This window comes from Desulfitobacterium chlororespirans DSM 11544 (genome assembly GCF_900143285.1).
Classification (GTDB): domain Bacteria; phylum Bacillota; class Desulfitobacteriia; order Desulfitobacteriales; family Desulfitobacteriaceae; genus Desulfitobacterium; species Desulfitobacterium chlororespirans.
Genome location: NZ_FRDN01000017.1, coordinates 41,299 through 54,188, shown reverse-complemented (window position 1 = coordinate 54,188; position 12,890 = coordinate 41,299). Strand labels below are relative to the sequence as shown.

At 41.6% G+C, this 12,890-nt stretch carries 12 protein-coding genes; 2 read left to right on the top strand and 10 right to left on the bottom strand.

What is annotated here, in order from left to right; translation table 11 throughout:
* Positions 1-215: 215 nt before the first annotated feature.
* The 5 genes from BUA14_RS23375 to BUA14_RS23350 form a co-directional block, all read right to left on the bottom strand.
* Positions 216-1,322, bottom strand: a complete 1,107-nt coding sequence (locus BUA14_RS23375) for a restriction endonuclease subunit S (RefSeq protein WP_178371789.1) — start codon at positions 1,320-1,322, stop codon at positions 216-218.
* Between the two features lie 394 nt (positions 1,323-1,716).
* Positions 1,717-2,897, bottom strand: a protein-coding gene (locus BUA14_RS23370) for an IS3-like element ISDha7 family transposase (protein ID WP_085930657.1) whose coding sequence is annotated in 2 segments (ribosomal slippage) — positions 1,717-2,645 and positions 2,645-2,897 — 1,182 coding nt in all. Because the reading frame shifts where the segments join, the coding sequence is not laid out codon by codon here.
* A 56-nt stretch (positions 2,898-2,953) separates the two neighbouring features.
* The gene (locus BUA14_RS23360; protein ID WP_072774781.1) at positions 2,954-3,184 is read right to left on the bottom strand and encodes a hypothetical protein; all 231 of its coding nucleotides are present in this window, start codon (positions 3,182-3,184) and stop codon (positions 2,954-2,956) included.
* Positions 3,178-5,199 (bottom strand): type I restriction-modification system subunit M, encoded by a 2,022-nt coding sequence (locus BUA14_RS23355; protein WP_072774780.1) that lies wholly within the window; start codon positions 5,197-5,199, stop codon positions 3,178-3,180. Before BUA14_RS23355 ends, BUA14_RS23360 begins: the two co-directional genes overlap by 7 nt.
* A complete protein-coding gene (locus BUA14_RS23350) occupies positions 5,192-5,449 on the bottom strand; it encodes a helix-turn-helix domain-containing protein (protein WP_242954741.1) in 258 nt (85 codons plus the stop codon). Before BUA14_RS23350 ends, BUA14_RS23355 begins: the two co-directional genes overlap by 8 nt.
* 328 nt (positions 5,450-5,777) lie before the next feature.
* Here BUA14_RS23350 and BUA14_RS23345 point away from each other — a divergent pair, with 328 nt between their 5' ends.
* Both BUA14_RS23345 and BUA14_RS23340 read left to right on the top strand, forming a co-directional pair.
* Positions 5,778-5,978: a DUF3006 domain-containing protein gene (locus tag BUA14_RS23345; protein ID WP_072774779.1), complete on the top strand. Its 201-nt coding sequence runs from the start codon at positions 5,778-5,780 to the stop codon at positions 5,976-5,978.
* Between the two features lie 9 nt (positions 5,979-5,987).
* Positions 5,988-7,277 (top strand): ComEC/Rec2 family competence protein, encoded by a 1,290-nt coding sequence (locus tag BUA14_RS23340; protein ID WP_072774778.1) that lies wholly within the window; start codon positions 5,988-5,990, stop codon positions 7,275-7,277.
* Between the two features lie 255 nt (positions 7,278-7,532).
* On the opposite strand, the gene BUA14_RS23335 is transcribed toward BUA14_RS23340, so the two are convergent.
* The 5 genes from BUA14_RS23335 to BUA14_RS23315 form a co-directional block, all read right to left on the bottom strand.
* Entirely contained in the window at positions 7,533-8,786 is a 1,254-nt protein-coding gene (locus BUA14_RS23335) for a Y-family DNA polymerase (protein WP_072774777.1), read from the bottom strand.
* An 89-nt stretch (positions 8,787-8,875) separates the two neighbouring features.
* Positions 8,876-9,124 carry a hypothetical protein gene (locus BUA14_RS28615; RefSeq protein WP_072774776.1) on the bottom strand — a complete coding sequence of 83 codons (249 nt, stop codon included), beginning with the start codon at positions 9,122-9,124 and terminating at the stop codon, positions 8,876-8,878.
* 518 nt (positions 9,125-9,642) lie between these two features.
* Positions 9,643-10,620 carry a site-specific integrase gene (locus tag BUA14_RS23325; RefSeq protein WP_072774775.1) on the bottom strand — a complete coding sequence of 326 codons (978 nt, stop codon included), beginning with the start codon at positions 10,618-10,620 and terminating at the stop codon, positions 9,643-9,645.
* Positions 10,621-10,783: 163 nt separating this feature from the next.
* Complete coding sequence (locus BUA14_RS23320) at positions 10,784-11,326, bottom strand: hypothetical protein (protein ID WP_072774774.1); 543 nt, start codon at positions 11,324-11,326, stop codon at positions 10,784-10,786.
* A 23-nt stretch (positions 11,327-11,349) separates the two neighbouring features.
* Entirely contained in the window at positions 11,350-12,837 is a 1,488-nt protein-coding gene (locus BUA14_RS23315) for a vWA domain-containing protein (protein WP_072774773.1), read from the bottom strand.
* Positions 12,838-12,890 lie beyond the last annotated feature (53 nt).

Genomic DNA, 12,890 nt, shown 5'->3' with positions numbered 1-12,890 from the left:
GGCTTTTCCATTCTTACTCCCACTCGATAATAGATAGTTATTTCCTCTTGCTTTACACTGTTTTTTAGCGTTTTTCATCCCTGATATTCCTTATTTTCCATCCATTATTTTTATTCTATGAAGTTTTTAGTATCAAATCAGTATCACGTGAAAAGTCCTTATTTAACATAAAGAACTACAGTGCACGATCCATTGAAGCAAACACCAATACATTTTCATGAAAATATTACTTCATCATTCATAATCTGTAAAGCCTCTTGTTCCAGCCTATATGCTTCATAACGAAACGCATTAGCTTCAAGCGCAATGCAAGCAATTTCATCCTGCACCGCTTTGGCTTTTAGCAGAGGAAAAGGAATTTTAGCCACATGCCTTTCATCAATTTCATCAACTACACTACCATATGTGAACCTTCTAATTAACGGATATCCATATTCGGATGCCAGAAAAATAGAAAGATAGCCTGCAATTTCGTTAGATGCAGGAATGACGCGGATAATATGCTCACTGGCAACCCAATGCTCCCAATGTTTCGGAACGATAGTTACTTTTCCTATCGTTCCACTTCTCGTTATTAAAATCATATTCTCATGCAGTTCCAGTTGCTCCTTAATTCTATCTCCATGCTGTGTTAATGACAAATATTTTTTATTAGTTGGGTCAAGTTCATAAAGTTGCTTGCCTCCAAAAAAAGCTCGCCCTTGTCCTTTTTCAACATACACACGTTTGAAACGCCCTGGCAAAATAATGTTCTTACTAATTCTTTCATCACCTACAGTTGTTAATTCACCAGCGTATCTTTGAAGATGCGCTGTAATAGCCTTAGTGATCGGCAGGTGATACGAACCATCAAGCCGTCCACCTAGGTCAGAAAGTTTCACATTGTAATTATTTGTTTCATATTCATCACAAAATCGCTCTGTTTTCAGCTTACTTATCGGTGGAAGGCAAAGAGCATCAACAAGCATTGCTGTTGCTTTATCTATTAATTCATTTGACCGATCACGGAGATCATAAGAACGAATTACTAAATCGCTGATTTTTGTTTTAATTTTATCTGCTGGATTTGGCACAGGAATATCTGCTAAATGGTCGGGCTCTATGTGTTGTATTACTGATCCATATCTATTAGTCTGCAATAGTGTATTACCTGTTTCTGACCGCAGAAAAGCATAAATAAATCCAACATCAGCCGGATTCTTCACATTTATCCTTATAAGGTCATGACTAAAAATTTGTTTGTCAAGTGTTCTAGAAACCAATGCTACTTTTCCAATTGTCCCCGAACAGGTAACCAATATCTGGCCTTTTTTAACACGCAATGCCTCAATATTAGTTTTTGTTATAGGAGAAAGATATCCATCAGGTTGAGGCCTTATATCCATAATCGAAGATGGTTGGAATATTGGAAACTCAGAAAACGGAAGCCAAACACGCTTAAATCTACCGCAAGTATATGACCTTTTCTCGATAAAACGGACATTCTAGAGTTAGGGATTCTCCCAGAATCGCAGGATTGCTTCTTTTTTCATCTTAAGTAAATGCTCCAAGCTGCTCTCTCAGGGGCCAGCCCCTGAAACCCCGCCCTCGCCGGGTGGCAGCAGAACAGTCTTTAAACTGTTCTGAGACATAAGGGTCTTAGCTAGTTGGCCTATCAAGGGCAAGGACTTCGTCTCGGCTGACACCGCCCCTTGACAGGCGCCTACCAAGTTGACCCTAAGCAGCCTTTTGGGTCTCACAGTGCTTCTTTAAAAAAGCTGCCGGTGTCAGATTCCCTAACGCTTGATGCCTCCGTTGTCGATTATAAAAACATTCGATGTACCAAAAGATATCCCGCCTTGCTTCCTCGATGTCTTTGTATGTTTTGTGATGGAGCCTTTCTGATTTAATGGTGCTGAAAAAAGACTCTGCGCAGGCATTATCAAAGGGGTTGCCCTTTCTGCTCATACTTCGTATCATTCCCCAGTGCTTTAATTCTTCGACATAGACGGTGCTGCAGTATTGCCGCCCTTGATCCGAATGATGAATCAACCCTTTGAGCGGTCTATGACGCTTGACAGCGTTCCTTAAGGCTTCCAAACAGAGCTCAGTCCTCATGTGTTCAGCCAAAGCCCAACCCACAATTTCTTTATGAAATAAGTCCTTGATGGCAGCCAGATACAGCTTGCTTCCTTTAGCTGTTTTAAATTCTGTGATATCCGTGACCCAGACTTTATTCGGGTGCTCAACCTTAAATTTTTGGTTTAAGAGATTCGGGGCTTTGGGCAAATCATGATTCGAGTCGGTGAGACAGACGCGATAGGGCTTCTTTCGAACACTGTATAGTCCATGTTGCTTTTGTAATCGGTAAACCCGGTTTCTACCGCATTGAAACCCTGCCTCTTTGACATCGCTCCAAAGTTTATCCAGACCAATCATTGCCTGAGCCTTGGTATGGCTTTCCTTCATCACCTTAAGAATCGTTTCGTTCTCTTTTTGACGCTTGCTGGGTTCACGCCTATCCCAATCATAATAACCGCTCCGAGATACCTCTAAGGTTTCGCACATCTTCTCAACCGGGCAGCTGGAGCTGCTGGCTTTTTTAATCATCTGATAGATTATTTCCGGTTGCTTTGGGCGAAGATGGCGGTAGCCTTTTTTAAGATATCTATCGTTAACTCCTGATCGGCAATCTTTTTATCCCTTGCTTTAAGCTCAGCTTCAAGCTCGGCTATCTTGGTCTTGATAGGATCTTGCCTCTCTTTGGTTTGCTTAAGCCAGTTGCGCACAGTTTGCTCATTGACCCCAAAATCTTGAACCACACTTGAAACTGAACGGTTTTCTTCAGTGATTAAGCGTATAATGTCATGTTTGAATTCTTGATTATACCGTTTCCCGTTTTTTGACACGTTTATCATCCTCCACAGGTCTTATTTTACCCTAACTCTCCTGTGTCCGACAAACCGGGTATGGGTCAATATGCAGTAGAAAATCCATTAGTTCCATGAAGTGGCTGAGTAATACATTTACAGTTTTCAACAGCCTCTCGCGCGTGTCGTCCTTCAACCTCAAAAACAGACGCTTCTAAACGCTTTCCAGCATTGATGACTTCTGAAAGCGATACCGTACACCACTTGATGTCTTCCTTCGATAATTCGGCAACACGGACTTCCGGTAAAGGGCGAGCAACCGCTTCATCTACCATGCAATCCCCTCCCTTTTCTTCCACTTAGAGAAGATTTCAGGGACTTCGGGTGTTTGATCATCCTCCAATTTCTTCTTCTGTTGCAGCGATACCGTTCTACTACCTTCAGCGGTATCACCTAAAAAGAGAACATTGTTATTGTCTGGGCCAAGTATTTCATTTCCTTCTTTATCACGTTTGAATATTGGATTGCCGCGTTTATCATGGCCAATTTTTTCGACCATCGCCATGAAAATATTATAGTCAGCCATTGTACCGTTTTTTTCCTCAGTATCTTTTTGCTCTTGTGTTTTCTTTTGTAAAAACAACACTGAAGTTTGTGTGCCATTACGTGGCTGAAAAGTATCTGCATGTAGATCAATACTTGCGATTATGCGAGTGTTCTTTATAAGCCACTCTCTTATATAACCTAGCCCAGGTGACCCAAGAATAGAATCGGGCAATACAATGCCGAGCCTGCCACCCGGCACAAGAAACTGGACACAGCGTTCAATAAATAATATTTCTGGAGGTACGGACGATTGTAGGCGATCAGTCTTTATCCAAACCCTGGGATTAGATTTACTCTCCCAGATATGGGCGAGTTCAAACTGCTTAAGAATATTCTCATCTTTTATTGGGATATCGCTCCCAAAGGGTGGATTCGTCACAATTACGTCAAAATATTCAATGGTCTCATGATTGCGGATGTCGGATTTATTTATACCAAGAGCTTCTGCCAGCTTACCTTTAAATTCATCTGTCCATTCATGCGGCGGCAAAAGAGAATTAGCTTGCAAGATATTTCCGCTACCGTCGTTATTCATAACCATATTCATTTTTGTGGCTTTTACTAAATCAGGATTTATATCAAAGCCAAAGAAATTAGACTTTGCCAATTCTGATACTTTATCTTGAAATACTCGTAATTCTTGATTATTCCACTCAACTTTCAACTTTCCAATTTGTTTAGAAAAGTCATACTCCAAAGCATTCATCACATGAGTCATAGCATTCACAAGGAAGCCTCCCGTCCCACACGAGCTATCCAAAACGCGCTCATGTGTTGTTGGATTTATCATGAAAACAACCATCTTCATAACATTACGGGGCGTAAAAAATTCTCCACGGTCACCGCGAAGATTCGCTCCTACTATTTCCTCGTAAGCTTTGCCCTTGATATCAATATTAGTATTGAGCAAACTGTATTTTTGCAACTCACTGACAATATAGGCTAAACTACGGGGAACCAGCTTAATTTCCTCGTTCGCCTCAAATATCTTTCCGTGCTTCTTCTTTACACGGTCAAAAATTTTAGAAATACGTTTTTTAACCGTTAACTGCCCATCAGGATTATTTCGTTCTTTAGATGTAGCATAAAACTCCAGCTCATCTGGAATGTTGCGCTCATCCTCGATTTTGCAGAAAATAACTTTAAGCAACTCAAAAAATGCAGGTTGTTTTTGCAAACCGTCATTTGCATAAATATGATTATGGCATGTTTTAAAAACGAATAGCAGATTGTCATCCGAGGCATTTTTTAAATTGTTACGTTTAGGGCGGTCAATATCTTCCAAATTTCCATCAGCAGACGGTATATCATTATAATCATCGAAGTAAGTCTTTCCATTTCTATCAATTACTTTGCGAAAAACTTCTTTCTGCTTCCCATTTGTCCACATGCCCCATTCGCAATTCGGGCAAGCTGACATATAGCTTTTAAGCTGCTCAATACCATCTTTCGCATTTTTGGGCTCCACGGTTTCCCTTTTGCACTCAATTATAATTTTGACATACTCTTGTTTCTGCACAGGACAGTCATGATCAAAAATGACTATATCAGCACGTTTCTTACTAGAACCTAATTGCAAAATATATTCTATTTTCACTTGAGCCGGTAAGTATTTATGCTCATTAATAAGGCGTTTCTCTATAGTTTGGCGGACATATTCCTCTGGTGTGTCATTACGGAACTTTCCATCAATATAATCACAAATTTTTCCTTCTGGTATCACAATAACTTTAGTGTCAGCCATTTCTTTCCCCTCCGTTTTCATTTTGAGGCTTAACATAGCTGACTATGTCGGCCAATTCGCAATTAAGTGCATAGCATATCCGTGCAAGAACATCAAAGTCAACACGTTTTATATTATTTTTGCAATAGGTATTAAGTTGTGTTCTCTGGAGATTTGCCTTTTCAGCAAGAAAATTCTTGCTTATTTTGTTTGTTTTCAGATAGTCGCCAAGAATTATTTCCACACGTCCATAATCAGTAATATCTTGCACAATAGGCACCCCCAATGTAAATTAGGATATCATATCTACTAATATATATACAGCTGTATTTTTATACAGGCTGTATATATATTTTACTTAGATACGCTAACTTCAGCAGCTAAGACGCACCGGGGTTATGCCATGATTTTTCACAGCCATAGGGGAGAGTTAATAAACCAGCAAGATTTATCGCGATACTTTGGCCGTCTATGGAGCGATACAGAACATGAGCCATACTGGAAAATGCAACTTTTTGTCGAAAAGCAGGAAATAACTACCCTGTGGTGAAAAGTTCCTTTTATAATTTTTATAATTCAACGAGCAAGGAGGAATTTTTTTGTATATCATAGACCGCTTTGAGGGCGACTACGCTGTAATCGAGTCAGGCGACCGGCAGACATTTAGCTTACCCAGAATCCTCATGCCTACCGCTAAAGAGGGTGATGTAATTTCTATTTCTGTGGCCATTGACGATAACGAAACGAAAGCCCGCCAAGAAAGAGTTAAAAACATGATGAATAACTTCTTTGACGAATAGGAGGTACAAATGTTAAAACGATTAGCCCCATTATTGTTAAGTTTAACGCTCCTGGTAGGGTGCGGAACCTCAAGCACTGCTCAATCCGATCCGCCTTCGCAACTAATAGCCATACAAAAGGGCGCACAAGATGCACAAGAGAGTGAATCACAAGTCCCCGATGAAGCTCCTGCAAAGGATGATGAACCAGCCTCTGTCCCGGCTGTGGCTCCCGTTGCAGCATCTACTAACTCCCCCACCCAGTCAGGCACTTTGAAGGTCAACTTTATCGACGTGGGCCAGGCCGACAGTATCCTCATACAATCCGGCGAAACTGCAGTCTTGGTGGATGCCGGGAATAATGCAGACGGAACTCTCGTAGTCAATTATCTCAAAGCCCAGGGTGTCACCAAACTAGCTGCAGCAATCGCCACCCATCCGCATGAGGACCATATCGGCGGGATGGACGATGTGCTCAAATCTTTCCAGGTAGATCAATTCTATATGCCAAACGCGACGAGTACCACGAAGACCTTTGAGGACATGATTACAGCTGCTAATGCCAGCGGAGCTAAAAAGATACAGGTCAAAGCAGGTGTGGCCTTAGATGTGCCAGGGATTGCCGGGACATTTTTAGCCCCTGTAAACTCCGGTTATGCCGACCTCAATAACTATAGCGCGGTCCTAAAAATAACTCATGGCAACACATCATTTTTATTAACAGGTGACGCTGAGGACATCTCGGAAAATGAGATGCTACGCAACGGCAATCTCCAAAGCACTCTGCTCAAAGTTGGTCACCACGGCAGCGATAGCTCCACAACCGCAGCCTTTTTAAAGGCTGTATCGCCTAAATTCGCGGTCATCTCCGTTGGTAAAGGCAACACCTATGGACATCCTACCGACGCTGTCTTGAGCCGCCTGTCCAGCGCGGGGGTGCAGGTTTACCGTACTGACCAGTCTGGGACCATTATTGCCACAAGTGACGGGACCACAATCACCATGGATAAGGTTGCATCTGAAGTTAAAGCTAATGCTCCACCGGCTAACAATACACCGGCCTCAGTGCCAGCTATAACAACACCTGAACCATCGCCAGCTCCCTCCCCTGCTCCAGAGCCTGCCCCGACACCGAAACCAGAGCCGACTCCCACACCTGCAGAGTCACAAGCGCAGCACTATGTAATCAATACAAGTTCAAAGAAATTCCACTACCCCACCTGCCGGAGCTTGCCGACAAAAAACAGGGGTGACAGGGACACAACAAGGGATGAGCTAATAAATGCTGGATACTCCCCTTGCAAGATATGTAACCCTTAGGAGGTGGCCGCAATAGGAAGTCTTTTCACCGCCAACATAATCCTACTACTTATCTTCTGGGGTGTAGGAGTCCTAATCCTCTATGAGATCATCAAGACTGCTGTGCGTCATGGGGTCAGAGAGTCTAACATGTCGTTAGAGAGGCGGCTGGATGATATCACTCTTTTACTACAGGCAATCACGAAAGATAAATATAAGGACAAATAAAGACAGCCCCAGGGGAAGCATCCCTGGGACTATCTCTTATGATTATCATTAAAGCACACTCGACATCATGGGATACTCGGCTTCTTCCCCTGTACCTCCCGTCATTGGCTTTAATCCGCTATGAAGAAATGACGCTCTCTGCACGGCTAATGAGCCGTGCCTTTTTCTGATGCTGTCAATGGTTTTATCTACATCTCTCTGCTGTTCATTCTGCTCATCAAATAAACTTGTCTGCAGAAACTCATTGCTGCACAGATCTGCTGCGCTCACTCCGAGATGTCTCAGTGGCTTTCCCCGCCATAGTTCATCAAATAGCTCACACGCTATCCGGTGGATAAGATTCGTGCAATCCGTGGGGTCATAAAGTTTCCTTTGATGGGACCTGTAGAGAAAATCATTATCCTTAATTGATATAGACACAAGTTGACAGCAATATCCAGCTGCACGAATCCTAAACGCCACAGTCTCTACCAAGGAGAGTAAAACTAAATATGCTTCTCTTTGATTATCGACATCGAAAGCCGTCGTTGTGGAATTCCCCATGCTTTTCACGACAGGATGCCTATTAACTCTAACTAAAGAAGCGTCCCTCCCATTTGCATAATTCCAAATCAGCCGACCATGCGATTTTAAAAAGAGTTCTAGCCATCTAGGATCAGCACCGGCCAGCTCTCCTATCGTCCTGATTCTGCGATCATAAAGTTTTTTAGATGTCGCTCGCCCAACCATGAAGAGTTCCTCAACCGACAGGGGCCACATTTTTTCCATAATCTCCTCAGTGAATAAGGTGTGGACTTTGTCGGGCTTCTGGAATTCTGATCCCATCTTTGCCAAGAGCTTGTTTGAGGATACCCCAACATTAACCGTAAATCCCAGCTCATCTCTAATCCGATTCTTAATTGAGTGTGCCGCCGCTACTGGGTCTGGATAAATCCAATGCATGCTGCTAAAATCAACAAAATACTCATCTATACTATATTGCTCCACCAGCGGAGAATACCCGCTCAGTACATCCCCAAAAGCCTGACTACATTGCATGTATAAGCTGTAATTAGGTGGCACAATGATAAGCTCTGGACACTTAGCTTTTGCCTCCCAGATAGTCTCCCCTGTTTTAATATTGAATTTCTTAGCCGGTATAGACTTCGTAAGGACTATGCCGTGCCTGGTTTCGGGATTTCCTCCAACAACACTAGGCACCGTTCGCAAGTCCAAAGAATCCCCGTGCTGCAGCCTGTGGACGGCTTCCCATGATAGATAAGCCGAATTCGCATCGATGTGCATAATAACTCTTGACGCCATACATTCGCTCCTTAAAAGAACATTCGTTCTGTATTATAAACGTATGTACGCAAGAATAGTAGCGGTAAGTTTTGACAATATACTTACACTTACATTTTATACAAAAACCACTTGCACGTCTGCAGCTCGTACTTAAGCTCAAACACTTTCATTATCCCATACACTTCGGATTGGCACCTGAAGATTAGCATCCGATTACCAGCCAGCTTTTCCTCAGATACCTTGAGTAACCGCTCTACGTCTACAACCTCATCTTTATGCTGAAATCTAGCCGGAGTAAGATTGCCGTGTAAGTCAAATTTGGCTAACATTTTTATTGGGTCCATGATGACTTTCATGTCTCTCACCTCAGAACATTCATTCTTAATAAGAACTCACGTTCTTATTCTATCTCCTAAATCTTTTATTGAAAAGTGGAAATAAAAAGCAGAAGCCCAGCGCATTATATTTGCACCGAGCTTCTGCTTGATCGTAGACACGACAACCGACAACTTCTGTGATCCTCCGCCCACTACACTATATGTCCCTAACGCTATAGATGTGACAGGCACTGGATTAGGTTTCGATGCTTTTTTCGTGCGACTATCGCATAGACTTCTTTCTTCTCCTGCTCCCTGGCTTCCTTGGCCTCCAATTATTAACGATGAAAACCAGAATAAGAATAGGCCATAACCACAATGGTACTGAGCTGACTATCACCCAAAGAAAACGAAAAGAGTAATAGACGACCTCTAATGCCTTATATTCCAGATTTATTGTGATCACATTCTTTCATATTAAGGTCTATATCCATGTGCTTGTCATGCATAGCCGACGTTGATATGGTTTTTGGTCTTTGTGAAAGAAAAATGAACACTTAAAGAGAATAGTATATATCAATTTTGCTAATTCTAGAATTGACATACTTCTCCCATTGCATTGCTTCTTTTTTTTCATTTGATTCGACGCAGCTTCTTAATACACTTTCCTCAGCACCGGTTAATTTTTTAATAACACTGTCGCTGACTCCAGCATTAATTAAGTTGATTATACCAAACTTGGTTAACCCGGTAGTCCCTGACCGCCCTGTCCATCTTGCAAGCATATCGGGCATTTTAGAAGCACTCGTTTGTCCACCCCATTGCTCTCCATCAAAGGACATAAATAAGAAAGAACACTTTTTACCAAAGGATTCTCTTAACTCCATGTAGTACTGAAATTGAGTACTAAGCTTTAACGGTAACCGAATATTAAACCCATTTATATGAATAGTATTTGTCGTAACATTTAAATCTTCAACACGAATTTTTCTTGCTATGCCATATTTCATGCCCGTAAGTACCACTAGTTTGATACATAATGCTGCAACTAGTTTTTCGAACCCGATTTTATTATTGTGCTTTCCGGTGTCTTGAATAATTAAATCACAATTGGTTATGATATCTTCGATAATCTCACGTGAGAATACTAATATTGGCTCTTTTGTACTTAGCTTTTTATTTTTACTAATCATTAAATTGATTCTGCTATAATATGACTTCTCATCAATTTTAGGTGCCGAAATCTCATCTAGTATATTCGAGTTTTTCAGTGAGTTCTTTGCTACAATAGCATATATAAAAAATTTAGAGATAACTACAGTGTACTTCTGTACAATTGAAACGGTTTTGAATTGTCCTATATCAATATAGTGTTTTAAGCTATCTATGACGTGATCTGTATTAATTCCACCAAATACGGTATCATCTAATGGCAATTTTTTATATTCTGTAAGATAACTTATAAAATTGATAATATCATGTTTATAATTAGGATTTTCACTTATAAACTCCTCGATAACATCTTTAAGGTGCATTTATACCACCATCTTTCAGTAATATAAAGAAATTATCCCACACTTCTCCTTCCGAAATCTCGCGAAATTTGTCTGAAATTAAAAAAAGTCCTCCCACACCAGCAAAGGTGAGAGAGGAGCTTTTTTCTCAAGAACTTTTTCTAAACTATGAAACACAAATCTTTTACGTATTTTCACCCTTGCCCTCAATCATTTCTTTAGCAAGCATAAAAGCTGCAATTAGAAATTTTCCCCCTACATCTTTGACTTCTTCTCCCCTTAGTGCTATTTTGGCCGAGGCGTCAAATATTTCAGCAATAGTGATGGCTTTTCGAGTGTCTCCCTCCATAAGTGCCATTGTTGCCAAGGCGAGAAGCTCTTCAGGATCTGGTAATTCACTATCTACAACGGAAGTTGCTTCATCGAGCAGCTCTTTTTCATTTTTTCTAGCCAGCTCATCTGCCTTTCTCAGAACAATTTGCATGTCGTTTCCAGTGTAATGAAATCCAGCGATTCCGAACTCGCATTGCCGCTGAATATCAATGTCGGCTGAAATCATTTCTTCGTTGATGTCTTGGCACCCTGGATTCGGTATATTTAGAAGGAATAGCTCTTTGAGCGTCTTGTCTTGAAATATCGTTCTGGGGTGTTGATCGGCTGTAATGACGGCTGTTTTCTTCACCCCATTAAGGGTTCCTTCTAATTTAACTGTCGTTTGTATTGACACAGCATTTCCCTCCTTTTTAAGCCTTAAATCTGAAAAACCGCACTGTCTTCGGCCGCTTTAATTAAATCTGTAACCGCAAACCATTCATCGGTGAACTTTTCAACTTCATGACCTGATGAAGATCCCAGTACACATCCCATGCATTTAAAGTCCAACTTTTTCTTTTTCTCATGGTAATTATTAAGAAATTCGTCATTTAAGTGAGCACTGCCATCAGTCACAAAAATGACATCTGCGTTCTTGAACCGCTCTCGGTTCTCGACTATTTTTATGGCCTCTCTAAGGGGTTGCTCAAAGTTCGTGCCGCCATCTAAAAAGCTGGTCGCGATTTCAATAATCCCTTCAACAGGAATTTTACCCTTAGGAAAAATAAGCGTTTTGCCCGTTTTGCTGGCGAATGGAATATAGGCAAAGTCTCTATGCTGCCTTCTTGCTATCATAGCTATCGCCAAAGCAAATCCTGCAGCCTGCTCTTTTTGATCATCCATGCTTCCGGATTGGTCCAAACATAATACTATTGGCCCCTTTCCAGCCGAATCTTTCCCTTGAGGTGCATATTGGAGAGTTTGTTTCTCCGTAAACCGGCGATAGAAATCCAGTTTTGTAGATGGGTTGTTCAGCATGGCCAGCTCTGTCGGCAGCAAGAGTTCCGGGTCATTCCCCTGAATAATCCCCTCACGCTCTACCGAAGCAACATGCTTAGATTTTTGCTTTTTACGGGCAATTGCTTTAAATCGACCCGCCCATTCGGCCACTTTTCTGACAACACGGTCCTTCTTGAGGACTTCTGCCAGCTCAAGCTGCTGCCGCAAAGGGATTTTTTTCATTTCGGCTGCCCCTGAACCGGCCTGGGTACCAGAAATCAGATCTTCGATTCCTTGTTTGGTGCTATTTGCGTCCTGAGCCGCTTGACTCAGCATTTGAGACATATCTATGTTATTTGCTAATTGCTGTCCCATATGCTGTTGAAGCTCATTTAACAAATCGGCAAGTTTTTTGGACTTTTCTTGTTGAGTAGTTGTTGATTTCTTGCCCTGTTGCTCTCTTTTTTGGATAGACTGTTGATTTTGCCGAATCTGTTGTTGCAGCTGTTCTTGTTGTTTCTGCATTTCCTTTAATTGTTCATCATTCTTTTTCCGCTCTTCTATAAATTTAATCATGGTTTGGCTTATAGATAATGTGCCAATCGCGGCAGAAAAGTCATCCAGAGTGGTTTGCTCCCTGAGCTTCTGGTAATCTTCAGAGATCATCATCTTTTGAATCAGTGGTCTGTGGAGAGCCGCTTTTCCGCCCGCTTCGGGGTTGATCTGTGGTTGCCCTTTATATAGGGCCGACCATTGATCCCCCATGAAGTTTATATAGCCTGGGAAAACGCTTTCACCCTTTGCTTCTGTCTCTCGAATTTTCGGAGCAACGGACAGTAGGTTTTCAAACTGTCGTTTATCATAGTTATCCGTGTTGAGGCAACTATGAAAGTAATGCTTTTGGTTTTTATTCCATGGTAATGCCAATAGAAAAACCTCCCTTTAATTGGATTAAGCGGCTAAAGTGAGCCGCTTAACCC

Excerpts from the sequence above, each read along its gene's own strand:
- BUA14_RS23360 (WP_072774781.1), bottom strand. The coding sequence starts at position 3,184 with ATGGTAGATGAAGCGGTTGCTCGCCCTTTACCGGAAGTCCGTGTTGCC.
- BUA14_RS23335 (WP_072774777.1), bottom strand. The coding sequence starts at position 8,786 with ATGGCGTCAAGAGTTATTATGCACATCGATGCGAATTCGGCTTATCTA.
- BUA14_RS23355 (WP_072774780.1), bottom strand. The coding sequence starts at position 5,199 with ATGGCTGACACTAAAGTTATTGTGATACCAGAAGGAAAAATTTGTGAT.
- BUA14_RS23325 (WP_072774775.1), bottom strand. The coding sequence starts at position 10,620 with ATGCACCTTAAAGATGTTATCGAGGAGTTTATAAGTGAAAATCCTAAT.
- BUA14_RS23340 (WP_072774778.1), top strand. The coding sequence starts at position 5,988 with ATGTTAAAACGATTAGCCCCATTATTGTTAAGTTTAACGCTCCTGGTA.
- BUA14_RS28615 (WP_072774776.1), bottom strand. The coding sequence starts at position 9,124 with ATGAAAGTCATCATGGACCCAATAAAAATGTTAGCCAAATTTGACTTA.